This is a genomic window from Acinetobacter sp. COS3 (genome assembly GCF_000475335.1).
GTDB classification, from domain to species: domain Bacteria; phylum Pseudomonadota; class Gammaproteobacteria; order Pseudomonadales; family Moraxellaceae; genus Acinetobacter; species Acinetobacter venetianus.
The window spans coordinates 12,697-37,590 of record NZ_AXCD01000078.1; the positions used below are offsets into that span (position 1 = coordinate 12,697).

19 protein-coding genes and 1 pseudogene are annotated in these 24,894 nt (G+C 39.1%); 12 read left to right on the top strand and 8 right to left on the bottom strand.

The window, feature by feature from the left end; genetic code table 11:
- The 3 genes from IO68_RS32080 (at position 1) to IO68_RS32090 (ending at position 4,396) form a co-directional block, all read left to right on the top strand.
- Positions 1–1,737, top strand: coding sequence for a neutral/alkaline non-lysosomal ceramidase N-terminal domain-containing protein (locus tag IO68_RS32080; RefSeq protein ID WP_031234948.1), 1,737 nt, complete (start codon positions 1–3; stop codon positions 1,735–1,737).
- Positions 1,734–3,020, top strand: coding sequence for a D-arabinono-1,4-lactone oxidase (locus IO68_RS32085; RefSeq protein ID WP_023014236.1), 1,287 nt, complete (start codon positions 1,734–1,736; stop codon positions 3,018–3,020). Before IO68_RS32080 ends, IO68_RS32085 begins: the two co-directional genes overlap by 4 nt.
- A 212-nt stretch (positions 3,021–3,232) precedes the next feature.
- A complete protein-coding gene (locus IO68_RS32090; protein WP_023014237.1) occupies positions 3,233–4,396 on the top strand; it encodes an alanine racemase in 1,164 nt (387 codons plus the stop codon).
- Between the two features lie 91 nt (positions 4,397–4,487).
- Here IO68_RS32090 and IO68_RS32095 read toward each other — a convergent pair whose 3' ends face one another.
- From IO68_RS32095 to IO68_RS32105, 3 genes and pseudogenes are all read right to left on the bottom strand, one after another.
- Positions 4,488–4,856, bottom strand: coding sequence for a hypothetical protein (locus IO68_RS32095; protein ID WP_023014238.1), 369 nt, complete (start codon positions 4,854–4,856; stop codon positions 4,488–4,490).
- Positions 4,857–5,086: 230 nt separating this feature from the next.
- Positions 5,087–6,328, bottom strand: a pseudogene (locus IO68_RS32100) (transporter).
- 259 nt (positions 6,329–6,587) lie between these two features.
- A complete protein-coding gene (locus IO68_RS32105) occupies positions 6,588–7,028 on the bottom strand; it encodes a universal stress protein (RefSeq protein WP_004878423.1) in 441 nt (146 codons plus the stop codon).
- A 251-nt stretch (positions 7,029–7,279) separates the two neighbouring features.
- On the opposite strand from IO68_RS32105, the gene IO68_RS32110 reads away from it, so the two are divergent.
- Both IO68_RS32110 and IO68_RS32115 read left to right on the top strand, forming a co-directional pair.
- A complete protein-coding gene (locus IO68_RS32110) occupies positions 7,280–7,570 on the top strand; it encodes a hypothetical protein (protein ID WP_023014241.1) in 291 nt (96 codons plus the stop codon).
- Positions 7,571–7,678: 108 nt separating this feature from the next.
- On the top strand, positions 7,679–8,170 hold the full coding sequence (locus tag IO68_RS32115; RefSeq protein WP_004878425.1) for a DUF2505 family protein: 492 nt from the start codon (positions 7,679–7,681) through the stop codon (positions 8,168–8,170).
- A 45-nt stretch (positions 8,171–8,215) separates the two neighbouring features.
- Here IO68_RS32115 and IO68_RS33755 read toward each other — a convergent pair whose 3' ends face one another.
- Positions 8,216–8,419, bottom strand: coding sequence for an amino acid transport protein (locus IO68_RS33755; RefSeq protein WP_081104321.1), 204 nt, complete (start codon positions 8,417–8,419; stop codon positions 8,216–8,218).
- Positions 8,420–8,551: 132 nt separating this feature from the next.
- Between IO68_RS33755 and def the strand changes: the two genes are divergently transcribed.
- Together def and IO68_RS32125 are read left to right on the top strand one after the other, a co-directional pair.
- The gene (def, locus tag IO68_RS32120; protein ID WP_007481595.1) at positions 8,552–9,037 is read left to right on the top strand and encodes a peptide deformylase; all 486 of its coding nucleotides are present in this window, start codon (positions 8,552–8,554) and stop codon (positions 9,035–9,037) included.
- 12 nt (positions 9,038–9,049) lie between these two features.
- A complete protein-coding gene (locus tag IO68_RS32125; RefSeq protein WP_023014242.1) occupies positions 9,050–9,430 on the top strand; it encodes an endonuclease domain-containing protein in 381 nt (126 codons plus the stop codon).
- Positions 9,431–9,526: 96 nt separating this feature from the next.
- Here the strand turns inward: IO68_RS32125 and IO68_RS32130 are convergent, their stop codons facing one another.
- A complete protein-coding gene (locus IO68_RS32130; protein ID WP_023014243.1) occupies positions 9,527–10,357 on the bottom strand; it encodes a TIGR02391 family protein in 831 nt (276 codons plus the stop codon).
- A gap of 255 nt (positions 10,358–10,612) precedes the next feature.
- Complete coding sequence (gene metH / locus IO68_RS32135; protein ID WP_023014244.1) at positions 10,613–14,299, bottom strand: methionine synthase; 3,687 nt, start codon at positions 14,297–14,299, stop codon at positions 10,613–10,615.
- 436 nt (positions 14,300–14,735) lie between these two features.
- On the opposite strand from metH, the gene IO68_RS32140 reads away from it, so the two are divergent.
- Positions 14,736–16,364, top strand: a complete 1,629-nt coding sequence (locus IO68_RS32140) for an inorganic phosphate transporter (RefSeq protein ID WP_004878432.1) — start codon at positions 14,736–14,738, stop codon at positions 16,362–16,364.
- Positions 16,365–16,982: 618 nt separating this feature from the next.
- Here IO68_RS32140 and IO68_RS32145 read toward each other — a convergent pair.
- Together IO68_RS32145 and radA are read right to left on the bottom strand one after the other, a co-directional pair.
- Entirely contained in the window at positions 16,983–17,957 is a 975-nt protein-coding gene (locus IO68_RS32145; RefSeq protein WP_023014245.1) for a Tim44 domain-containing protein, read from the bottom strand.
- 358 nt (positions 17,958–18,315) lie between these two features.
- Entirely contained in the window at positions 18,316–19,707 is a 1,392-nt protein-coding gene (radA, locus tag IO68_RS32150) for a DNA repair protein RadA (RefSeq protein WP_023014246.1), read from the bottom strand.
- A gap of 354 nt (positions 19,708–20,061) precedes the next feature.
- Between radA and IO68_RS32155 the strand changes: the two genes are divergently transcribed.
- From IO68_RS32155 to lysA, 4 genes are all read left to right on the top strand, one after another.
- Positions 20,062–21,561, top strand: coding sequence for an alanine/glycine:cation symporter family protein (locus IO68_RS32155; protein WP_004878435.1), 1,500 nt, complete (start codon positions 20,062–20,064; stop codon positions 21,559–21,561).
- A gap of 303 nt (positions 21,562–21,864) precedes the next feature.
- On the top strand, positions 21,865–23,277 hold the full coding sequence (locus tag IO68_RS32160) for an amino acid permease (RefSeq protein WP_023014248.1): 1,413 nt from the start codon (positions 21,865–21,867) through the stop codon (positions 23,275–23,277).
- Positions 23,278–23,395: 118 nt separating this feature from the next.
- Positions 23,396–23,620, top strand: a complete 225-nt coding sequence (lptM, locus tag IO68_RS32165) for an LPS translocon maturation chaperone LptM (protein ID WP_019383999.1) — start codon at positions 23,396–23,398, stop codon at positions 23,618–23,620.
- Positions 23,621–23,642: 22 nt separating this feature from the next.
- The gene (lysA, locus tag IO68_RS32170) at positions 23,643–24,893 is read left to right on the top strand and encodes a diaminopimelate decarboxylase (RefSeq protein ID WP_019384000.1); all 1,251 of its coding nucleotides are present in this window, start codon (positions 23,643–23,645) and stop codon (positions 24,891–24,893) included.
- Position 24,894: the final 1 nt, after the last annotated feature.

The window sequence follows — 24,894 nt, forward strand, 5'->3', positions numbered from 1 at the left end:
ATGTATCAAGTTGGTTGGGATAAACAAGAAATCAAGATTGCACCGAAAGGCTATGCCATGTTTGGCTATGGTCAATGGTCACATCGTGCTTATGAGCAGCGAACCGCTTTGTATGTGCGAAGCTTTAGTATTGTGGATCAGCAACAGAGTCGACTGATTCTGTGTTGTTTAGATTTAGGTTGTATCACTCATGCGATACGAAGTAAGACTGTCGCTCGATTAAGAGAAATGTTGGGTGCTGAGTTTGATGAAAATCAATTGGTACTCATGGCAACACATACCCATTCAGGACCGGGGGGCTGCGCGCATGAAGCCTTATATAATATGCCCACGCCAGGATTTGTTCCTGAACATATCAATGCGATAGTGCATGCGATTGTTCTCAGTATTCAGACTGCAATTGAAAATGAACAAAATACTGAAATCGGTCTTTCTACTCAACATTTTGAAAATGATACGCCTGTTGCATGGAATCGCTCGATCCGTGCTTATAACCGAAATCCAGAGGTGATTGAGCATTCAGAACATGAAACGCATTTAGCAATCAATCGTGAAATGCAGTTGATTGGTTTTTATAGAGAGCAGAAATTACAGTCATTTATTTCTCTGTTTGGTGTGCATGCCACCTGTTTAGGAAATAGTTTAAGTGCTTATGATGGTGATAATAAAGGTTATGCCGCGTCATTTTCAGAGCAGGCTTTAATTGAACGCGGAATTGAAAATCCAGTCACGATTTTTGCTCAAGCAACAGCTGGCGATGTGTCACCGCATTTTCATGGCAAAGATCAACTCAAGATTCGCAACAAGATTAAAGGCGAGCAGGAATATTACTATGCTCAGCAAAATGGTCGTTATCAAAGTGATTTGGCATTAACTGGTTTGCAGCAACCAATGCAGAAAGTGCAAGGTCAGATTGATGCAATTTTTTCTTATGTTGATCTGAGTCATATTGACGTTCCTCCTGAGTTTGCACATGGCAAGAAGGATGCAAAAACCAGTCAGCCCTGTCATGGCGTAGCATTTTTTGCGGGTACGCCTGTGGATGGTTTAGGTGCACCAAAACCATTGATCAAAGGAATGCAATTTCTTGCAGATCAATTTAAAAAGCAAAAATTAAAGAGTGACGCTGCGCATGATTTTACTGCTTATCAACAGCTGTACGCTTCTCAAGGGCCTAAACAGATTTTGCTTGAAGCTGGCGCTAAAAAAATATTAGGTCAACCGATTGGTTTTCCTCCCAGTATTCTTGATCCATTGATTGCAGAGATGAATCGACAAGTTCGTGCTGGTGCGATTCAACAAAGCCCACTGGTTCCGAGTATTGTGCCGCTACAAATTGTTCGTTTAGGTAATTTAGCGCTCGTTTGTTGTCCGGGAGAGTTTACGACGATTGCAGGGCAACGCGTTATGGAAACAGTAAAGCAACAACTTATTGGAAAATCGTCAATTGATCGAGTCTGGTTTGCCTCATATTGCAATGATTACATGGGTTATGTCACCACGTATGAGGAATATCAACAACAAGCCTATGAAGGTGGGCATACCTTATTTGGACAATGGACTTTAGCCGCGTGTCAAAGCAAGTTTAAATTATTCGCAGAACAATTATTGTTGGATAAAAAGTACCGCGACTACGATCAAGCAACACGACCTAAATTAATTCCACTTCAAGAACTAGCAAAACGTACTAATCATGGAAATCTAAAAACTGCTGTGAGTCAAGGAGAGGCTGTATGAGTGATAGGCATCAAGTGAAGTGGTCAAATTGGTCTGGTTTTCAAAAGTCCAATCCGCAGCAAATTTTACAACCTGCAAACATCCAAGAGCTTCAGAATATCGTCAGAGATCATGACAAGATTAGAGTGGTTGGTGCAGGGCATTCATTCACACCATTGATATGTACAGATGCAACCTTATTGTCTTTAGACCATATTGCGGGTGTTGTATCGACGGATACTAATCGATGTCAGAGCAGCATTTATGCAGGGACACGCTTATATGATTTAGACCAACATTTACAGCAGCAATCGATCAACCAAGCCTTGATGAATCAGGGTGATATTGATCAGCAAAGCTTAGCTGGAGCTGTTTCTACGGGAACACATGGTACAGGTGCAGATTTATATTGTATTTCTGGTTATGTTGAAGCTTTTGAGTTATTGACGGCTTCTGGTGAAATCCTGACATGTAGCCGAACAGAACATCCCGAAATCTTTGCTGCTGGACGAGTTTCTTTGGGTAGTTTGGGAATCTTGACCAAGATCACTATGCAAAACCGCCCGCGTTATAAGCTCAAAGAACATATTGAACTTTGTCCTGTAGAGGACATGATGCAACATATTCATCAATGGAAGCACCAACATCGACATATCGAGTGCTTTGTATTTTCGTATGAAAAGCAATTGATGCTGAAAACTTTAGATGAGACTGAGGAAGCAATTTTGCCTAGGAAAGAAAATTTTCCTTCGGATGATACCTTGCTCACGATGTGCTCAGAATTAACCAAAACATTTCCTTCATTGAATCCTTATTTACAAAAGCTGTTAGGCATCTTTGTCAAACCGACCACCTATGTCGATTGGTCGAGCAAAATATTTCCGACGCCACGAAATACCAAGTTCAATGAAATGGAATATCAGATTCCAGTAGATCAAGGGGTTGCTTGTTTAGACGAAGTATTACATGCACTGCGAAGACATAAAGTCGCGACCTTTTTTCCGCTCGAATTTCGTTTTGTAAAAGGGGATGATATTTGGCTTAGCCCTTTTTATCAGCAAGATTCAATTTCGATTTCAGTGCATCAATATCATAAGCAAGACCCACATTTAATTTTTGATGTAGTTGAACCGATTTTACAGAAATATCGAGGGCGACCTCATTGGGGAAAAATGCATACTATGACTACGGCACAGCTTCGGGCTTCATATCCAAAGTGGGATGATTTTATGGCTTTACGTCAGCAACTTGACCCAGAAGCCAAGTTTTTAAACCCCTATCTGGAAAAGCTGTTTTTAGGTTAGTTTTAACTTAGGTTCGACTTAAATGTTGATTTAATTTATTGAAAAATAATTAACTTAACAGAGTCTTGCCGAGTTTTATCCATTTTAGGATAAGCCACTTCGTCTTATACTTTGCCAAAGCTATAGTCGCTTCAGCTTGCTCAGATTGTAGATGACATTCCCTCGTATAAGATTTTTTTTAGGATCACGATTAAATAAAAAAAGGTATAGCCATGTTGGATCATTATTTTAAACAACTCAATTTCGATCTAAAAAAACAGGGGATGGCGACACCACAACTGATTGTTGATGAAGCGGCTTTAAAACAAAATATCCAGCATGTTCAGATTCGTCTTGCTCATGCCAAACATTTAAGAGCACGTTTGGTGGTGAAATCATTAGCAAGCCTAGATTTACTTAAGTTGTTATCTGAGCAAATCAATACGCAACGCTTTATGGTATTTCACTTACCACATATTGTTTCGATCCTAGAAAACTTTGCTGTAGCTGATATTTTGTTGGGTAAGCCAATGCCTGCTCAAGCTGTACGTCATTTTTTTGATCAGCATGTGGAGTGGTCGAATGCCAAAATTCAATGGCTGATTGATAGCAAGCAACGTTTACAGCAATATCTTGAGATTGCCCAGCTCTATTCTCTGTGCTTAGATGTGAATATTGAAATTGATGTTGGTTTACATCGTGGTGGGGTACAGTCGACACAACAACTGATCGAAATCTTAAAGCTGATTCAACAGTATCCACAGTATTTAAAGCTTTCTGGTTTGATGGGCTATGATGCGCATGTCACCAAAATCCCAGCCATCATTAAAAAACCAGAACTTGCTTATCAAGAATCTCAACATGTTTACGCGGTTTATAAAAAGCTAATTCAAGAACAGTTTAATTCACTATGGTCAGAACAACTTTGTTTTAATGGTGGGGGTAGTCCAACTTTTAGTTTTCATACTGACAATAGTGTTTGTAATGATCTATCTTTTGGTTCAATGCTACTGAAACCGAGTGATTTTGACAGTGATTTTTTAAAGGCATTACAACCTGCATTATGGATCGCTGCGCCTGTGTTAAAAGTCCTACCGTTTACCCAGCTTCCCTCTATGTCTTTATTGGATAAATTACCACATAAGCATAAGGCGCTATTCATCTATGGTGGCTATTGGTTGGCTGACTATGTCTATCCTAACCAAGCGCATATTCATGCATTGTACGGACGTAGTACTAATCAAGAATTGGTCAATGTTCCTAAGGATTGTGATATTCAAGTTGATGATTTTGTTTTTCTTAGACCGAAGCAAAGTGAAGCAATTCTTCCTCAGTTTTCAACGTTAATACGATATAAGCAAAATATCTTTGAAGCATGGGATACATTTCGTGAATAACGATACGGTATAAATAGCCCCTTATATTTTAAACAAAGGGGTTTGTTAAGTAGAAATGAGAGCGTTTCTATCTTTAATGAAAATATAAATTTTAAAATAAATCGTTTAAGTGGCAGCTTTTGGCTTCCGTTATATTTTCAATTGAATCAACTAAAAGCACATTTGTATCTGCTTCTTGCTTATATGCACCTAGCACTTCTGCATAAACGGGTTGTTTTAGTTTTTCTGCTTTTGATAAATAATTTTCGACTGCTTTTGTTTCAGCCCAATCTGCATCTTTTAATGTATATGTATTTTCAGCAAGATCGCAGCGAGTCAAAATCGCTTTTTTATCTTTAACACTTAAAGTACCAATAAACATATCCATTATTTCTTTTGGCTCTGTGCTGTCTGCAAAAGAGATAACAGGTTGAAGCAAACCATATGTAAGCATAGAAAGTAAAATATAAGTTTTTTTCATTGAGTTTTCCGAATTGATGAATAGCAATATAAAGAAATATGCGGATATTGTATTGAAAGAATTGATTAAATAAGACAGCGTTATTCTATATAAACTCAGTAGATTGAGAACGGTTTTCAAATTTTATAATGGTTTTATTTTTGTTTAAATCATAAAAATATCTAGTCGGTCAAAAGATCGTTAAAAAGATGAAGTCCAACTAGATATTTCATATGCTCAACATTTAAAACTTAGAATTTATAGCCGATTTTCAAGCCATAGGCGATCGCTGAGTTATCTTTAAAATCTGCTTGCTCTGCAATCGGTTTGATTCCTGCTACAGGAATGTAATACGTGCCGTCTTCAGCTACCACATCCCCTAGCCAGAAGTATTTAATACCGCCTGCAATAAAGTAGTTCTCAGCAGGGTTAAATTGTACGCCTAAACCAAGCCCCTAAGAACCTTTGGTTGGATTTAAGGTCGATGCAGGATTACCTGTGCCTGAGTCCCAACTCACCTCAGTGGATGCACTCCATTTTTCAGTAAATTGATGACCAATTCCTAGCGTCGCTGCCCATTGATCTTTTTGATAACTATCTAAATCAAAACCACCTGTATAAGAACCTTCACTGATTAAACCAGTGAGATATTCGGTGACTGCTCCAAATTGTGTCGGACGTATATGAAAATCTTTCCAATTGACCCAACGTAGATTCGCATAGGCGAGCGTGTCTTTATAAACACCTGTTTGAAAATCAATATTGACTGATTGTGGCGTCGTGATTGTGGTTTTACTTGGTGTGGTTACGTCTAATGGTTCACCGAACATGGTTTCTGTAACTTGCATGTCATGATCTATTTTTGAGCGATACGTCACAGCTGCTTTTAATGCAATATCTGGAATTTGATAGCTTAAACCTGCAAGCCAACCTACTGCATGATTTTGCTTAAATTTTGCATCATAGCCATTAAATGCTTCGCTGTAAGAATTACCACGTAAAGCGACATCACCTTTAACGGATTGATAAACTGCACCGCCATAAAGTTGAAAATTGGTAAATGGGCTTAATCCGAAGATCATGCTAATACTTTCAGTATCAACATTTACCGATGTTCCTTGCTGAGTATATTCATTATCTGAGAAGGTATTATTGGACTGCATTGGGTAGCGAATATCCGCGCCAAATGGTTGGTCATAGAGTAGACCAAAACTAATTTTTTCAGTGAGTTGGAGTTTTAAAGCTGCACTGTAATAATGAAAACTATTGCCCATATTGCCAGAGTTCAGATTATTAGGATCATTCACAAGTTCAGGACGATTGCGGATCGTTCCTGAAATATCTGGATCAACTGCTGTAGCATTCACCTCAACATAATTGCCATTTTCTAGAAAGGGCAGAATGGTTTGTCCTGATTGATCCAATGCTGATGCATGGTTCAATGTCGAGATACACATTCCAAATATACCAAGCACTATAGGGTTGAGTTTCATAGGCATCATCCTTGTTAAACCGTGTTTTATTGTTGAGTTTCTATTTTTATAAACGGTCATTTTTTCTATCTATAGCAGCATGATTCCATTTACTATTTTGATAGAAAGTCTATGTCCATAGTGTAGTGAAGCATCTTTTGAAATGATGGAGTAGGGTTGTAATTCATCAAAATGGGGGGGAGATCGGTCAAATATAAACGATAGACAATAAAAAAGCCTTGTAATGACGTACAAGGCTTTCAGATTTTTTTAAAGAAATTTATTGCTTAACAATTAACACTGGAATGTGTGATTCTGTAAGAACAGCACGCGCAACGCTACCTAGCAATAGGCGTTTTACGCCAGTACGACCATGAGAACCCATGACGATCAAATCAGCACCGACTTCATCCGCAACGAAAATAATACCTTCGCTAGCAGAGCCATGATAAATCTTGGTTGCAACCTCGATTCCATCACGTACAAATGACTGAGCAATATCTTGCAGTTGTGTCTTGGCATGTGATTCAGCTTGCATGAAATAATCTGTGACAGCGGGTGCAACTTGATAAAAATCGACACCTACAAATGGATCAACTGCAACCACACTGAGAATCGTAACTTTTGCCCCTGACAATTTAGCCAAAGAAAGTGCATGTTCAACCGCCGCATAAGAGATTGGAGAGTCATCGACAGGCACTAAAATATTTTGATAAGACATGTTTGCTCCTTATAGTTTATCGTTGTAAAAAAGATAAAAGTTATAATAAGTTGATAGCATATTGAGCAGGTTCAAGCAAATTAGACCTTGATCAAAAGCATCTGATAAAACTGAAATTAATGTGGAATTGTTGGAAATTCCTCAGCAAAATAGGGGTATAAGAAAATCACTGTATTTTTGTAATTTAGTTAAAAATTTACTTTAGCTGCAATGTTGAAATTAAACCAATATTTTTGATCATAGGAATATCTGTGCTACTCAGTTTAGAAGCCTTTAAACAGCAAAAATTTGATCAAGTTGCTGCCAAAATTATGGCAGATCCAAAACTCTATTTGGATTTTGAATCTGTGTCAGATTTTTATAAAGCCGCTTGGTTAGATGAATTTCCTCAAGGAACAACATGGTCAGCAACAGGTTTGGATGATGGTGCTGAGCAGTTTTATGCGGTGATTGAATATGGGGATCATTATTTATATATCAGTCGCGCCGAACGGGTGACGGTAAAATTAGGTCGTCGACATCATTACAATAAAAATAACTAATCCGCGCAGTCATCCATTTTTGACTGATCAGATTTTGAGTTTTTAATGAGAATGCTATACTTTTGCGCAATGATGAGATCCTAAATAAAACGAAATGGAAATTTAAAGATGGCACATCAATTTACGGTTAATGAAACTATTCATGGTGTTTCGATTGAAGACTTTTCAAGATTAGTCGCTGAAACATCATTGCATGAAGCAGTGTGTAAACGCATTCCGGGCGAAAATTTAGAAATTATTGAATCTAATGTAAATGGTGATATTTATACGCTACGCCGTGAATATAACCTTGATGTCAATATTCCTGAAGTTGCAAAAAAACTATTAAAAAATGCATTTCGCTTAAAGCGTTCTGACATTACACATTTAAAAAATCTAACTTCGACAGTGGAGTTAGGTGCAAACTTACCTTTAGATGCCAAAGCTGAGCGCAAAGTGACAGGCAATAGCCAGCAAGTTGATATCACATTGACATGGACTGTAAAAGTTAAAGTTCCGTTGATTGGCGGTATGCTGGAGAAACATGCAGAAGGCGAAATTCGTAAATTTAGCCAGCTTGAAATTGAAATCGTTGAGGATGAATTAAAGAAACATCTTTAATTTAACCTAAATCTAAAGCTCTCCATTTGGGGAGTTTTTTTATTTTTAAAAGCGTAGAAAATAGGGAAGGATCGATAGAACAATACCAATTACGCTGATGATCATGGTGTTATCAATAAAATAGGTAAATAGCATGAGAACCAATCCACAGACGAGAGGTACCGTCATCTTTTGTTTTTTGCCATACAGAAAATAGCCTAAGCCTATCGAGCTAAAGATGACCCCTAGAAAAAGTTGTGTTGCATTCATTGTTTTATGCCGTGAATTGATTTTTTATTATGTAAATAATATGACAAAATTCTTAAATGAAAATTATAGAAGCGTGAATAAATATCGAATACGATGTGTATGAGTATTGATCAAAAATAATAAGGTCGTGGGATGAGTGTGATTTTACCTGTAGCGCAACGCGGTGAAGAAATTTTAAAAATTAAAGCGGCTGCGGTTGCTCATGGGGAGTTCAATAGCGAGTGGCTATTGCAACTGGCTTCTGCGATGCATGCCACTATGCTTGAACGTAATGGTGTAGGGATAGCAGCGCCGCAAGTGTATATCTCTAAGCGTGTGATTATCGTTGCTTCTCGCGCCAATCCTCGTTATCCAGATGCTCCTGAAATGGATCCAGTAGTGATGGTTAACCCTGAGATTTTAGAATTTTCTCAAGCGACCTGTTTTGGTGAAGAGGGGTGTTTGAGTGTACCGAATGAGCGTGGAGAGGTGGAAAGAGCACAAGCAGTCAAAGTTCGTTATTACAATTTACAGGGTGAAGTGGTTGAAACGAATTTTGATGGTTTTCCTGCACGTATAGTACAGCATGAAGTGGATCATTTAGATGGTGTGTTGTTTGTGGATAGATTGAGTGCTTAGAAAATAAAAACAATGAAATCTTATAATAAAAACTTAAAACTTCCATCGCGTGATTTGCGGAGTAATATGACCGATGCAGAACAACTGCTTTGGCAAAGATTACGTCGTAAACAGATTTTAGGGTTACAGTTTTATCGACAAAAGCCAATTCTAAATTTCATCGTAGATTTTTATTGTTCCGCAGCGAATTTAGTCATTGAATGTGATGGTGGGCAACATTACACCCAAGTTGGGTTAGAGGCTGATCAAAATCGAGATTATGCTTTGAGTGAATTAGGGCTGCTCACTCTAAGATTTAGTAATCATCAGATTTTGACTGAAACTGATGCTGTGGTGGAGCAGATTTATAGTGTTGTTAAGCAGAGATTGGAATCCCCCTCTTGCGAAACGTAGTTTCTCACCTTTGGGAAAGGGGGACTTTACGCGAATTTAATGATAGTTTTCGGATTCTTGGTACTCCCTCCTTTTTCAAAGGAGGGTTGGGGAGGATTATAATTTTCCTTCGTACATTTTTTTAGCTTCTATAGTTTTATCTAATTTTCTATGAATAAGTGAAATCGTTGATAAAATATCTAAAGCATCTTGTTCATTAATATTCCAAGTGATTTTAGGCACATGAGCTGTTGTATTTCTGAAAGTTCCAAATATTCCAATCAATAAATTTGAAAAACCTCTTTGTTCACTCTTTTCACTTTCAGTTTGTAATGAATTTAAAGCAAGATAAGGCACTTTGTCTTTAAAGGAAAAAGCGTGTGTAACAAGATCACCTCCATCGTTCGTTAAGCCTGTTTTAACTCTAATTTTTTCAGCAATGCTTTTAGTTGCTTCAAAGACTGCATGAAAATAATTATCGACAAGTAATTCAGCTTTGCAAAAAGTAAGGACATCAGAATGAATTTTTCGGTCTAATAATGCTTTTCTTAAATTTTGAGCTCGTTCTTCAGCTTCAGAAAAAGTTTTTACTTTATCGGTTGCTCTAATATCGCCACTTTCAGTTAGTTCAAACCCCTCAAATGACAGTACATAATTTAGTTCAGTTCTTATATTTTTAAACCATTCTTTTCTATGGATGTGTCGGGATGGACGTAGAACATATTTGAGAAATGCCAGAACATTGTTGGAACAGCGATCTTCACTTTGCTTGATACTCAATGCATCATACAAACGTTTCCATTTTGTAGAATTTAATTGTGGGTCTTTGATGTTTGTTTCAGCAAGATATTTGGAAATTTCGGTTCCTGAAAATCCATTATTGGTGTCACCCAAAATTTTACAAATACTTTCGAGGCTACCTAGATCAATATTTTTAATTATTGCCATCTTTTACTTTAATTTTTAAGGACGTATATATTCTAAATATATGTTTGGGGAATATCAATTCAATCCCTCCCAACCTCCCTTTGAAAAAGGGAGGAGCAGTCATGTAGTTTATTTACTCACATGACATTCCCCTCTTTTTTAAAGAGGGGTTAGGGGAGATTAAAATCAAAAAGAATCCCCTCAATTTGAGAGGATTCTTTTATTTGATACGAATTGATTTTCTTCCCCCTTTATTAAAGGGGGATCGAGGGGGATTTAAACAATAGAATCATCTAAATTCGGAGCTAACCAACGCTTTGCTTCATCCAATGTCCAGCCTTTACGCTTTGCATAATCCTCAAGCTGATCTTGAGAAATCTTACCTACGTTAAAGTATTCACTTTCAGGGTGCGAATAATAGAAACCACTGACAGAAGAAGGCGGAATCATCGCAAAGTGTTCAGTCAGCTTGGTACCAATCTTCGCTTCAGAGTCTAACCAGTCAAACAACACCGCTTTTTCAGAATGCTCTGGACAAGCAGGATAGCCTGGTGCAGGACGAATACCGACATACTTCTCTTTGATCAGTTCTTCATTCGTCAAGATTTCATCAGTTTTATAACCCCAGAACTCTTTACGGATACGCTCGTGTAAGTGCTCTGCAAAAGCTTCGGCAAAACGATCCGCTAAAGACTGAACCAAGATTGCTGAATAATCATCACCTTTGGCTTTATATTCATCTGCAAGTTCTTCTGCACCGAAGATCGACACAGTGAAACCACCAAGGTAATCAGTATTCTCTTTAGAGGTACTGATAAAATCCGCTAAAGATAAATTCGGTTTACCTGTGACTTTGTCAGATTGTTGGCGAATATGCTCGAATGTGTGTGTAACTTTTTGACCAAATTCATCAAATACGCTCACCGTATCTGCACCTGTACGTTGTGCAGGGTATAAACCAAACACCGCACGCGCATCGAAGCGATTATTTTCGATGATGTCTTTCAACATCGCTTGCGCTTGGTTGTATAAATCAGTTGCAGCTTCACCCACCACTTCATCTTCTAAGATTTTCGGGAATTTACCCGCCAAGCTCCAAGAAATAAAGAACGGTGTCCAGTCAAAATATTCAACCAGCGTTGCCAATGGATAATTGGTGATGACTTGCGTACCTAAAGCATTTGGCTTTGGTGGCACGTAATTGTCATCCACTTTAAAACCATTTTTGATTGATTCGGCATAACTCAGTTTGGCTGCTTTCGGCTGCTTATTCGCCAAACGCTCACGAATTTTGGCATATTCAGCACGATGTTCTGCAATAAAGTTACCGCGCATTTCTTTAGAAAGTAGGGTGGTTGCCACACCGACGGCACGAGATGCATCCGCTACATAAATCACCGCATCATTTTGGTATTGCGGATCAATTTTCACTGCGGTATGTGCTTTAGATGTCGTCGCACCACCAATCAACAGTGGAATATCAAAGCCTTTACGTTGCATTTCTTTAGCAACAAATACCATTTCATCTAGAGATGGAGTGATCAAACCAGACAAACCGATGATGTCACATTTTTCATCAATCGCAGTTTGTAGGATTTTTTCACATGGCACCATCACGCCAAGGTCAACGATGTCATAACCATTACAACCAAGCACTACACCTACGATATTTTTACCAATATCGTGTACGTCGCCTTTAACGGTTGCCATCAACACTTTACCTTTAGATTGGCTACCCGTTTTTTCCGCTTCGATATACGGATTGAGCCAAGCGACGGCTTGTTTCATCACGCGTGCAGATTTCACCACTTGTGGTAGGAACATTTTACCCGAACCGAATAAGTCACCGACTACGTTCATACCATCCATCAATGCACCTTCGATGACATCAAGTGGACGTTTGGCTTTTAAACGCGCTTCTTCAGTATCTTCATCAATATACGTGGTGATACCTTTGACCAATGCATATTCAAGACGTTTTTCAACTGATTCATTTCGCCATTCAAGATTTTCAGCTTCTTTCGCTGCACCACCATGACCACGGAACTTCTCTGCAACTTCGAGAAGTTTTTCTGTTGCATCGTTACCGCTTTCACCTTGATTTTGGTTCAGGATAACGTCTTCAACAGCATCTTTTAGTTCTCTCGGAATATCGTCATAAATCGCCATTTGACCAGCGTTCACAATACCCATCGTCATGCCTTGTTTGATGGCATAGTACAGGAATACAGAGTGAATCGCTTCACGCACAGGTTCATTACCACGGAAAGAGAACGAGACGTTAGAAACACCACCTGAAATCATGGCATGAGGTAGATTCTGTTTGATCCAGCCTGTTGCCTCAATAAAGTCGACACCGTAGTTATTGTGTTCTTCGATCCCTGTTGCAACAGCAAATACGTTCGGGTCAAAAATAATATCTTCAGCAGGGAAGCCAACGTCATTGACCAATACATCATAAGAACGTTTACAGATTTCACGCTTACGTGCAGCAGTATCCGCCTGACCTGTTTCATCAAAGGCCATAACAATGATCGCAGCACCGTATTGACGGCATAGGCGAGCCTTTTCAACAAACTCGTCATAACCTTCTTTCAGTGAAATAGAGTTTACAACGGGCTTACCTTGTACACATTTCAAACCTGCTTCAATGATTTCCCATTTTGATGAGTCAATCATGATCGGCACACGAGAAATATCAGGCTCAGATGCAACGAGATTCAAGAAATGTACCATCGCATTTTGCGAGTCGAGCATCCCTTCATCCATATTGATATCGATGATCTGAGCACCTGCTTCAACTTGTTGTTGTGCAACTTCTAATGCTTCAGCAAAGTTTTCTTCACGGATCAATCGTAGGAACTTTTTAGAACCTGTGACGTTGGTACGTTCACCCACGTTGACGAATAATGAATTTTCATCAATGTTAAATGGTTCTAAACCACTTAAACGGCACGCAGGAACCGTTTCAGGCACTTGACGCGGTTTAATGTCTTTAACCGCATTATAAATAGCACGGATATGATCAGGAGTTGTACCACAACAACCGCCTGTAATATTGATCAGTCCACTTTCAGCAAATTCTTTAATGAATGCTGCAGTCTGTTCAGGTGTTTCGTCATACTCACCAAAGGCATTTGGCAAGCCCGCATTTGGATGGGCAGAAACAAAAGTATCAGCAACATCAGCAATGGTTTTAACATGAGGACGCATTGCATCTGCACCCAACGCACAGTTAAAGCCGATTGAAAGTAGATCGCCATGACGAACAGAGTTCCAGAACGCTTCTGCGGTTTGACCTGTTAAGGTACGACCAGAAGCATCTGTAATCGTCCCTGAAATCATTAACGGCAATTCATAACCAATTTGCTTAAATACTTCTTTAACGGCAAAGATCGCTGCTTTACAGTTCAATGTATCGAATACAGTTTCGATCAAGATGATGTCAGCACCACCCTCGATCAATGCATGTGCTGCTTCGATATAGTTTTCTTTTAATTCATCGAAAGTAATATTACGGTAAGCAGGGTCATTCACATTCGGTGAAATCGAGCAGGTACGTGATGTTGGGCCGAGTACACCAGCAACAAAACGGGGTTTGTCAGGTGTTGAATATTTTTCACAGGCTGCTTTAGCCAAACGTGCGGCTTCACGGTTGATCTCAGGTACGAGGTCTTCCATATGATAGTCAGACATTGAAACGCGTGTGCCATTAAAGCTGTTGGTTTCAATAATGTCAGCGCCAGCATCAAGATAAGCTTCGTGAATGCCTTGAATAATTTGTGGTTGTGTTAAAACCAATAAGTCGTTATTGCCTTTTAGGTCTGATGCCCAATCTGCAAAGCGATCACCACGATAATCTTCTTCTTCTAATTTATGGCGTTGAATCATAGTCCCCATTGCACCATCAATAATTAAGATGCGTTGGGCGAGAAGGGATTGTAGGGTGGCAAGCGTGGACATAAGGAACCCCAGTACATAACAAATTGAAAAAGCAGGCGCATTGTAACAGAAGCGAAGCCAAAGCGCGTATTTTCATCAAAAAGGAGAGGTGATTGCTGAGTTCAATTTGAAAATGTCATAAAAGCTTCATCAGGCTGTAATAATTGAGCTGAATAATGTTTAAAAAGAAAACGCATGAATGAAATATGACAAGCTGTTGTCATATTTATTTGCGTTTGTTGCAAAATCAGACAAACAGTTTTTACTGTGTTTGTCTTATTCTATCTATATGTTTTTATTTGAATAAATAAAAAATCAGGGCTAAATTATCGCAAAAAACGGCAAGAAAATGTATTAAAAACATGAAATTTTGGCTTTATGTGACAGTGCTTTGTCATATAATTGTCATAATTTAATTAAACAATACAGGGGATTTTATTATCCTCTAGCCGTCTACATGAATTCAAATCTTCCTCCTGTTTCGGATTCACCGCTTGCCGACTCTTCGGCACAATCGACGAATGTACATGTACCAACACCAAAATTCTTTATGCCGGTGTTCCTGACGATCATTGTCGCGACATTGATTTACATTGGTTTTCAGGTAAGTGCAGATTTGGCACACGTGCCACCTTTGAGTTTATATTCCGTTATTCTTTTATCGACGGCTCTTTTCATTGCTTTAGGCTTTGAATTTGTAAATGGTTTCCACGATACAGCGAATGCTGTAGCTACCGTTATTTATACTAACGCATTGCCTGCTCCAGTGGCAGTCATGTGGGCTGGTTTCTGTAACTTCTTGGGAGTTATGGTTGCAAGTGGTGCAGTGGCATACGGTATTATCGCGTTACTTCCTGTAGAAATGATCATGAATGTTGGCAGTGGTGCTGGCTTTGCTATGGTCTTTGCTTTGCTTATCGCGGCGATTCTATGGAATCTTGGAACATGGTTTTTAGGAATTCCTGCGTCTAGCTCGCATACTTTGATTGGTTCAATCTTAGGTGTGGGTATCATGAACCACTTTTTAAATGCATCGACTGGTGCAACGAGTGGGATTGATATTGATCAGGTAATTAAAGTCGGTAAGGCTTTATTGTTCTCTCCTTTAATTGGTTTTGCTTTTGCTGCGATCCTGTTCTTATTAGTAAAGAAAATCTTTAAGCGTCAAATGGAGTTATTCCAACCACCAGTTGGTAATAAGCCACCACCACCATTGATTCGTGCGATCTTAATTTTCACTTGTACTGGTGTAAGTTTTGCGCATGGTTCAAATGATGGTCAGAAGGGCATGGGGTTAATCATGTTAATTTTGATCGGTTTGGTTCCATTGGCTTATTCTTTAAATAAGAACCTTGATGCACATCATTTACAGTCTTTTGAACAGCTTTCAGTTCAGACTGCAACCGTTTTGAATGTTAATCAAAATGAGCTATCTGATGAAAAAGCCCGTGATGTATTGACGAAATATATCCAAACTAAAGAACAAACGGCTGAAGTTGTACCAGCACTAGCAAGTATGACAATGCATTTAGGTGAGCGTGTAGCAACTTATGGTGATCTTAAAGCGATTCCTGAAGGTGCTGTAAGTGAAATCCGTAATGACATGTATTTAAGCACGACAACATTCAAGCGCTTAGATAAAGCTGAAGCTTTACCAGCGATGGATAAAGACCAAGAGAAAGTTGTTAAAGAATACCGCAGTAACTTGGATTCATTCCTTCAATATATTCCTAACTGGGTAAAAGTTGCAGTAGCACTTGCACTGGGTCTAGGGACGATGGTGGGTTGGAAGCGTATTGTTGTGACTGTTGGTGAGCGTATTGGTAAAAATCATATGACTTATGGTCAAGGTATGTCTGCTGAGCTTGTTGCGATGAGCACGATTGCTGCTGCGGATGGATTAGGTATGCCTGTGTCTACAACTCACGTATTGAACAGTGCGGTTGCAGGTACAATGGTTGCTAATAAGTCAGGTCTAAACTTTGCGACTGTGAAAACAATTCTTTCAGCATGGATCTTTACATTGCCTGCTACGATTGCATTATCAGGCGGACTATATTGGTTGTTCCTACAGTTTGTATCTTGATACATCAACACAAATATAAAATCGTTTCTTTAAAAGCTTTGCTTCGGCAAAGCTTTTTTTATGTCTATCATAGATGAGTTCAGTTACTTAATTAGATGTAGAGATAAAAATAAAGCATAGCTCATTAAATTGAACGAATATCTGGTTCTGAATCTCTTAATCAACGTTAAAGTGTGTAGCAACTGATCATATTATTTATAAGTGTTTTAATATCTTGTTCTGTAATGAGTTGCGCAAAATAAGCGGGTGGAAAATAGGGTTTATTCCCCAAATGGGGAATGTTTTTCTACAAAATTATCGACTAGTATTAACTTGCCTATGTATTAAGTTACTCTTCATAAAGTAACTAAGTTTGATTTCATTTACACTCCGCCATTCTCTGAAATAGAGGGTGGCTTTTTTTAGCTTTTAATAGAGATAAAGTTATTTTTGCCATTACTGCATCATAACTTGGCTCATTTAGCATGGTTAAATTTCGCAAGTCATGCGTTGTATCATCTAAAAAGTGTTCTCTGTCGAAATGAGAGCTGAGTAGCTCGCAATGTGAAATGCCAACAGACCCTAAATTGAGCCATAAAAAAAGAGCTGACGAAGCAGCTCTTTTTGTTTTTTCAAGCTTTATGCTTGTTGAATACCAGCAACAACCCAATCTTGTTGAGAGCCAGCAGGTTTTACAAAATGCCAAATCTCAGTAAACGGTTGCGGTAAGCTATTTAAATCTTCACTTACTGTACCTGTAAAGCGAACACTTACAACGTATTGACCGTTTTCTGTCGTGCTTTCAACAACCATTGCATTTAAATTACTAAATTCAGCTACATCTTGGTCTTGGTTTGCCACGATGTCACTGTACATTGAGTTATAAAGTTCAGGCGTTAAATAACGACGAATTTCTTCAACATTGCTTGCGCTATTTACGGATTGGATATGATTGAAACGTTGGCGTGCGATACGTAAGAATGCAGCAGGCTCAGTGCCATCTGGTAGCTGGTTTCCGCTATTCATAGATGCGGCACCGAAAGGAGCTTGTGTTGCAGCACCACCAGCGACGGATTGACCAAAGATATTGGTATTATCACCACTAGATTGACGTGCAGTTGATTGAGGTGAGCTTGGGCGGCCAAAATTGTTTTGACCGCTGTTGTTTGGAGCGTATGGGTTATTGGTTGCTAATTTTTTTTTTGCGCCTAATTTGCGGAACACAAAGAAAGCGATAGCAGCTGCAAGAAGAACCCAAAGCCAACTAGGAATGCCACCTTTTTCTTCTTGTTGAGATTGTTCAGCAGCTTGTTGTTCTGTTGCAGTTGGATTTTTATCATCAGCAAGCGCATTTGCAGCAACAGCACCTACAGCAGCACCTGCCACACCAGCAGCAACCATTGAACCTACACCAGGACCTGATTTTTGTGGAGCAGTTGTTTGTTGTTGAGTTGGAGTCGCTTGACGAGGTTGTTGGTACGACTGGCTAGTTGAGCTAGAACGGCTCATACCATGACTTTTACCGCCACCTGCACGTTTTGCTTCTGCAATCGGTGCTGCAACCAAAGTCGCCATTAATAAAGCTGCCATCAAGCCACGCTGATGTACTTGCATCGAAAATTCCTATTTAAATCCAATTTGTCAGTGTATTTATGCAGGTATTTGTCAGTAATTTCAACTAGAAAAATATGTTTTTTTATTAAGGATTTATTTAGCTCACATTTATGGTTGTTTTAAGATTATAGCCTATTGATAATAAACAGTAAGTTTAAGCTAATTTATTATTTTAAATAGAATGATTATAGCGGAGTGAGATTTAAGCCTATAATTTGAAATAGGGGCTATAAAGGATAAAATCACAATAGATTTTATTTTAAAATATAAAAAACAGCTTTCTACGCTTTATATTAAAAATCAGACCTATTGGACTTTATCCAATCATACCAATGATCAAGCAATATTGCTTATACCATTAGCTAAGCTCATCACTTAACTGCATTGCTTCAGTTAGTGCTTCATGTAAGCGAGCGACAGAAATGATCTGAACTCCCTCAATTGATTTTTGAGGCGCGTTGCCTCTAGGTAGAATCACATACTTAAAGCCATGCTTTGCTGCTTCTTTTAAACGTTCTTGCCCATTCGGTACGGGACGGATCTCTCCTGATAAGCCCACTTCACCAAAGACAGCTAACTGTTGAGGCAAGGCTTTACCGCGAAGACTAGAGGCACATGCGAGTAAGACCGCGAGATCGGAGCCTGTCTCAGTGATTTTTAAACCACCGACGACATTGACATAAACATCTTGTCCCGAAGTTTGTACGCCACCATGACGATGCATGACTGCGAGCAGCATATTGAGACGATTCTGCTCTAAACCAAGTGCAACGCGTCGAGGTTGTCCGTGAGCATCATCTACCAACGCTTGTACTTCGACTAATAAAGGACGCGTACCTTCACGGCTAATCATGACGATTGATCCTGGAATTGCTTCATCATATCGACTGAGGAAAATAGCAGAAGGATTAGCAACTTCACGAAGCCCTTTATCGGTCATACCGAATACGCCGAGTTCATTGACTGCACCAAAACGATTTTTTACTGCACGAATCATGCGATATCGCGAGTCAGATTGCCCCTCAAAATACAACACACAGTCAACCATATGTTCGAGTACGCGAGGACCTGCTAAAGCACCTTCTTTGGTCACATGACCAACGATGAATAGTGCTGTTCCGCTATTTTTTGCAAAGCGCGTCAGCAGGGCTGCTGACTCACGGATTTGAGAAACACCACCCGGAGCTGATTGTAAGGTTTCTGTGTATAAGGTTTGAATCGAATCTAAAATAGCAACGGCAGGTCGTTCATGTGCTAATACTTCACAAATCCGTTCAACACAGGTTTCTGCCATAACCTTGAGTTGATCTGTTGGTAAGTCTAAACGTTGTGCTCGAAGAGCAACTTGGGAAAGTGATTCTTCTCCTGTGACATAGAGTGCAGAACTCTTTGCAGCTGCCATGTGCGTTGCTGTTTGCAATAAAATTGTAGACTTTCCGATCCCGGGATCACCACCGATCAGCACAACAGAACCTGTAACTAATCCACCACCGAGTACGCGATCAAATTCGCCAATACCTGTTGCAAGACGTGTTTCGTGTGAAACCGAAACTTGATTTAATGTTGTAATGCTTGCTGCTTGACCAGCATAGCCACCGCCCAACTTAGTTTGACCGCGATGCGTCACCACTGGTTCGATACGCACTTCAACGAGACTATTCCACTCGCCACATTCAGTGCATTGCCCAGCCCATTTTGGATGATCTGCACTACATTGTTCACAGCGGTAAACTGTTTTAACTTTTGCCATATTTTAAATTGAAAATTTTCTATAAATTAGTTAAAAAGTATAGTAATTACGAAAACGATGCGTCGAGTCCATTTTTCTGAATAAGGAATAAAGAAAAAGGGCGTTTTTCGTAACTCATTGGTTAAAGGGAAGTGCTCAGAAAAATAACATGATATAAGACTTTTACAAGTAAGATACAGTGTGTTTTTGAGTCAAAATATTCGTTCAATTCACTTTTACCATGGAAGGTCTGCGAGCAGTTGTTCAATTCTTGTCATATAGCGCAGGTTGAATGGCATAGATATTGCTCCTGCTCAGACAAATGAAAATATATCATTTGCTATATTTTCAAATTATATAAAAAGGTTGATGTTTATGAGTGCAGCAGAAATTGTTGATTGGGTAAATGGAATTATTTGGAGCAAAGCTCTAATCTATTTATGTTTAGGTGCAGGTTTATTTTTCTCGGTTTTAACGCGATTTGTCCAAGTCCGACAGATCAAAGAAATGATGAAGCTTCTGATTAATGGATCTTCATCAGCACAAGGTATTTCATCGTTTCAGGCACTGGCAGTTTCGCTTTCAGGACGTGTGGGTGTAGGTAATATTGCTGGGGTTGCCGCAGCAATTGGTTTTGGTGGTCCGGGCGCTGTATTTTGGATGTGGGTTGTTGCCTTTTTAGGTGCGAGTACAGCTTATGTCGAATCAACCTTAGGTCAAATTTATAAAGTTGAGTATCAAGGTCAGTATCGTGGTGGGCCTGCTTTTTATTTCGATAAAGGTTTGGGGCAACGTTGGTTAGGTATTCTCTTCGCCATCGCTGCAATTATCTCTTGTGGCTTATTCCTACCGGGTATCCAAGCAAATGCAGTTGGTAATGCCTTTACTCAGATTACGGGTGAGGGTGCAGTCGTATTTGCTGGGATTGGTGCTTATAAATTATTAGCACTGGTTGTTATTGTGACACTGTTAGCCATCATTATTTTTGGTGGTATTAAACGTATCGCACGTTTCGCAGAGTTTGTTGTTCCATTTATGGCTGTTGGTTATATCTTGATGGCGCTAGTGATTGTGTTTATGAACATTCATGAACTTCCTGGTGTAATCAAAATGATCTTTGCCGATGCATTCTCTCCAATGGCGGGTATTGGTGCTGCAATTGGTTGGGGTGTAAAACGTGGTGTTTACTCAAACGAAGCGGGTCAGGGTACTGGTCCACATGCTGCGGCAGCTGCCGAAGTTCAACATCCTGCACAACAAGGTTTTGTCCAAGCATTCTCTGTATATGTTGATACCTTATTTGTATGTTCAGCAACAGCATTTATGATCCTCATTACGGGTATGTATAACGTACAAGGAACTTTAGAAGCTGGAAGCTTTATTGTACAAAACGTAGGTGCAACGATTGAGATTGGTTCTCCTGCATTCACTCAAATGGCTGTAAGCACTGTATTCGGTGGTTTTGGTCAAATCTTTGTTGCATTAGCGGTATTCTTCTTTGCGTTCACAACAATCGTTGCGTATTACTACATTGCTGAAACCAACATTACTTATCTTAGCTATATCATGAAGATGCCATCATTGATGTTCATAACTAAGTGCTTCATTATGATTGCAGTAATTTATGGTGTGATTAGTGCGACAGGTTATATCTGGGGTATTGGTGATATCGGCGTAGGTTTAATGGCTTGGATTAATATCATTGGTATTATCTTGACCTATTTCATCTGGAAGCCAACCATGAAAGCATTGAAAGACTATGAACAACAGCAGAAAGCTGGCGTAAAAGAGTTCACTTTCGATCCAGTGAAATTAGGTATCCGTAATGCAACTTACTGGGAAGAGCGTTTAAAGAAACAACAAAAGAATGACTAAATATTGAAGGATTCGTTCAGTAAAACTTAAAAAAGCAGCCATATAGGCTGCTTTTTTATTGTCAATATTCGGATTTTCTAAAAACTGCTGTGTCAAAAAAGTGCATTGTATTGCTCCATTCTTGTGCGTATTATCGATGCCCATTGTATCTCCCATGAAATATTGAGTAATACACACAAAGAATTGGTTAGCTGGAAACTTGTCGAAAATACTCAGCAGAAAAGATGCCTATAAATGGTGCAAGATTATTTTTGGTTTGGCTCTGAGCTAGCTCACTAAGAATACTGGAGCGTTTTTGTAAAAATGTCGAATCAAAATCTGAGTGAGTCTGTAGAACAAGACGGACTTCACCGTAGCTTATCCAATCGACATCTACAGTTGATTGCGATTGGCGGAGCAATCGGAACTGGATTGTTTATGGGGTCAGGTAAAACAATTAGTTTAGCTGGTCCATCTATTCTGTTTATTTACATGATGATTGGTTTGATGGTGTTCTTCGTAATGCGTGCATTAGGAGAATTATTATTATCCAACTTAAATTATAAATCCTTCATCGACTTATCTACTGATTTAATTGGGCCTTGGGCTGGTTATTTTGTGGGTTGGACCTACTGGCTTTGTTGGGTCACGATTGGTATTGCAGATTTATCCGCAATTATTTATTACCTTGAGTTTTTCAATGGTGGTGAATCTTTTGGTGCAGCAGAAGGATTATTGATTAGTACGGTTGCCATTCTATTCGTACTTGGTTTGAACCTTGTCACTGTCAAATTATTCGGTGAGATGGAATTCTGGTTTGCGATGGTCAAAATCACAGCAATTATTGTATTAATTGCTGTGGGCTTATGGATGATATTTACAGGTTTTACTAATAATTTAGGAACAACGGCAAGTGTCAGTAATTTATGGACACATGGTGGTTTATTCCCTAAAGGGTTAGATGGTTTCTTAGCTGGTTTCCAGATCGCAATTTTCGCCTTTGTTGGGGTGGAGTTGGTGGGTACAACGGCAGCCGAAACACAAGATCCAAAACGAAATCTTCCTAAAGCAATTAACTCGATTCCAATTCGTATCATTATTTTCTATGTATTGGCATTGTTTGTTGTCATGTGTGTAACGCCTTGGGACCAAATCAATCCGAAAGTTAGTCCCTTTGTAAACATCTTCTCTCAAGCGGGTATTGCTTCTGCGGCGATTATTATGAATTTGGTGGTATTGTCTTCGGTAATGTCATCGATGAATAGTGGCGTATTTTCTACAAGTCGCATGTTGTTTGGTTTATCGATAGACCGCCAAGCACCAAAATTATTCGGTAAGTTGTCTAAATCTGCTGTACCAGCCAAAGCGTTGATTTTCTCATCAATCTGTATCTTCATCGGTGCATTCGTACAATTTGTCTATAAGTTGAAAACGGGAACAAATGATGAAGTCACAGCATTTACCTTAGCGACGACTTTATCAACGATTCTGTTTATATGTGTTTGGATGATTATTATGTGGAGTTATATTAACTACCGTAAGAATCGTCCTGAGCTTCATGCACAATCGACATTTAAGCTTCCAGGTGGAATTGCAACCTGTTGGGTTGTGATTGTATTTTTCCTTGCAACGATTTATTTCCTTGCTTTGGATGAGACTACTTTAGAGGCGTTAAAAGTCAGTCCCATTTGGTTTGTAGTATTGATCATTGGTTATTTCTTTGCGAAAAAGAAATAGGCAGAAACATTCGATAAGAAAAAAACGCCAGCATAAGTTGGCGTTTTTTTATGTTTGGTCTTTAGCCAATCCTATGATCACGCTATACTGCTGCGAATTGTAAAAGTTAGGTGCTCAGATGCTTAAAGTCATTTGTTCGATCAGTTTATTACTGAGCAGTATCGTGTTAACAGCATGTGGTCAATCAGGTGCATTGCAATTACCATCTGATCCAAATCATGACAAACGTGCCAAATATCTGCTTTATAAAAATGAAGCATCTCAAAATAAAGCTTCATCTGATGTAATTACAGAAGATCAGAACACATCTTCGACGACTCAATCACAGACAATCTCACCTTAAGTTTGTAAATAAGGACATCTTCATGGGTTTCACTCGCATTAATGGAGTATTGCATGCTGAGCAATGTTCATTAGATCAGCTCGCACAGCAATTTGGCACACCTTTATATGTTTATTCAAAAGCAACTTTGGAGAAGCATTATTTAGATATGCATCGTGCTTTTGATTTCATTGATCATCAAATCTGTTTTGCGGTGAAGTCAAACTCAAACTTAGCTGTTCTGAATGTTTTAGCAAAATTAGGTGCTGGTTTTGACATCGTTACAGGTGGTGAGCTAGCTCGTGTACTTGCGGCTGGCGGCGATCCTGCAAAAATTGTCTTTTCTGGTTTAGGCAAATCAGAATCAGATATTGAAAATGCATTAAATGTTGGTATTGCTTGTTTCAATGTGGAGTCACATGCCGAGCTTGATCGTATTCAAAAAGTTGCGGCAAAGCTAGGTAAAAAAGCGCCGATTTCTTTACGTGTGAATCCAGATGTTGATGCAAAAACACATCCCTATATTTCGACTGGTTTGAAAGAAAATAAGTTTGGTATTCCGAGCGATACGGTAGATCAAACCTATCAATATGCTGCATCTTTGCCAAATTTAGATATTGTCGGAATTGACTGTCATATCGGTTCACAATTAACAGAAACAAAGCCCTTTGTGGATGCGCTTGATCGTGTTGTCGTGATGATTGAGCAGTTAAAAAAATTAGGTATCAATCTCAAACACATTGATATCGGTGGTGGCTTGGGTGTTCGTTATAAAGATGAAACGCCGCCAAGCGTTGCAGAATATGCAAACTCGATGCGTCCAGTATTAGAACAACTCGGTTTAAAAGTTTATATGGAACCGGGACGTAGTATTTCTGCCAATGCAGGTGCATTACTCACCAAGGTCGATTTATTAAAACCGACCAATCATCGTAACTTTGCTATTATTGATGCCGCAATGAATGACTTGATTCGCCCATCTTTATATGAAGCTTGGATGGATATTCAATCAGTTAACCCAAATCCTGAAGTTGAAACAAAGACGTGGGACTTGGTTGGTGCAATCTGTGAGACTGGCGATTTCTTGGGTAAAGAGCGTGATTTAGCACTACAAGAAAATGATGTTCTTGCAGTATTGGGTGCAGGTGCTTACGGTTTTGTAATGAGCTCAAATTATAATACGCGTGGTCGTGCTGCTGAGATTATGGTCAGCGGAGATCAAGCCTATTTAATTCGTGAGCGTGAAACAATAGAATCTCTTTGGGAAAAAGAGCGTTTATTGCCTGAGGAGTAAA

Coding starts and splice junctions, on each gene's coding strand:
- IO68_RS32090 (WP_023014237.1), top strand. CDS start 3,233: ATGTTGGATCATTATTTTAAACAACTCAATTTCGATCTAAAAAAACAG.
- lptM (WP_019383999.1), top strand. CDS start 23,396: ATGCTTAAAGTCATTTGTTCGATCAGTTTATTACTGAGCAGTATCGTG.
- lysA (WP_019384000.1), top strand. CDS start 23,643: ATGGGTTTCACTCGCATTAATGGAGTATTGCATGCTGAGCAATGTTCA.
- radA (WP_023014246.1), bottom strand. CDS start 19,707: ATGGCAAAAGTTAAAACAGTTTACCGCTGTGAACAATGTAGTGCAGAT.
- metH (WP_023014244.1), bottom strand. CDS start 14,299: ATGTCCACGCTTGCCACCCTACAATCCCTTCTCGCCCAACGCATCTTA.
- IO68_RS32095 (WP_023014238.1), bottom strand. CDS start 4,856: ATGAAAAAAACTTATATTTTACTTTCTATGCTTACATATGGTTTGCTT.
- IO68_RS32160 (WP_023014248.1), top strand. CDS start 21,865: ATGTCGAATCAAAATCTGAGTGAGTCTGTAGAACAAGACGGACTTCAC.
- IO68_RS32085 (WP_023014236.1), top strand. CDS start 1,734: ATGAGTGATAGGCATCAAGTGAAGTGGTCAAATTGGTCTGGTTTTCAA.
- IO68_RS32140 (WP_004878432.1), top strand. CDS start 14,736: ATGAATTCAAATCTTCCTCCTGTTTCGGATTCACCGCTTGCCGACTCT.
- IO68_RS32130 (WP_023014243.1), bottom strand. CDS start 10,357: ATGGCAATAATTAAAAATATTGATCTAGGTAGCCTCGAAAGTATTTGT.
- IO68_RS32155 (WP_004878435.1), top strand. CDS start 20,062: ATGAGTGCAGCAGAAATTGTTGATTGGGTAAATGGAATTATTTGGAGC.
- IO68_RS32125 (WP_023014242.1), top strand. CDS start 9,050: ATGAAATCTTATAATAAAAACTTAAAACTTCCATCGCGTGATTTGCGG.
- IO68_RS32105 (WP_004878423.1), bottom strand. CDS start 7,028: ATGTCTTATCAAAATATTTTAGTGCCTGTCGATGACTCTCCAATCTCT.
- def (WP_007481595.1), top strand. CDS start 8,552: ATGAGTGTGATTTTACCTGTAGCGCAACGCGGTGAAGAAATTTTAAAA.
- IO68_RS32080 (WP_031234948.1), top strand. CDS start 1: ATGTATCAAGTTGGTTGGGATAAACAAGAAATCAAGATTGCACCGAAA.
- IO68_RS33755 (WP_081104321.1), bottom strand. CDS start 8,419: ATGAATGCAACACAACTTTTTCTAGGGGTCATCTTTAGCTCGATAGGC.
- IO68_RS32145 (WP_023014245.1), bottom strand. CDS start 17,957: ATGCAAGTACATCAGCGTGGCTTGATGGCAGCTTTATTAATGGCGACT.
- IO68_RS32115 (WP_004878425.1), top strand. CDS start 7,679: ATGGCACATCAATTTACGGTTAATGAAACTATTCATGGTGTTTCGATT.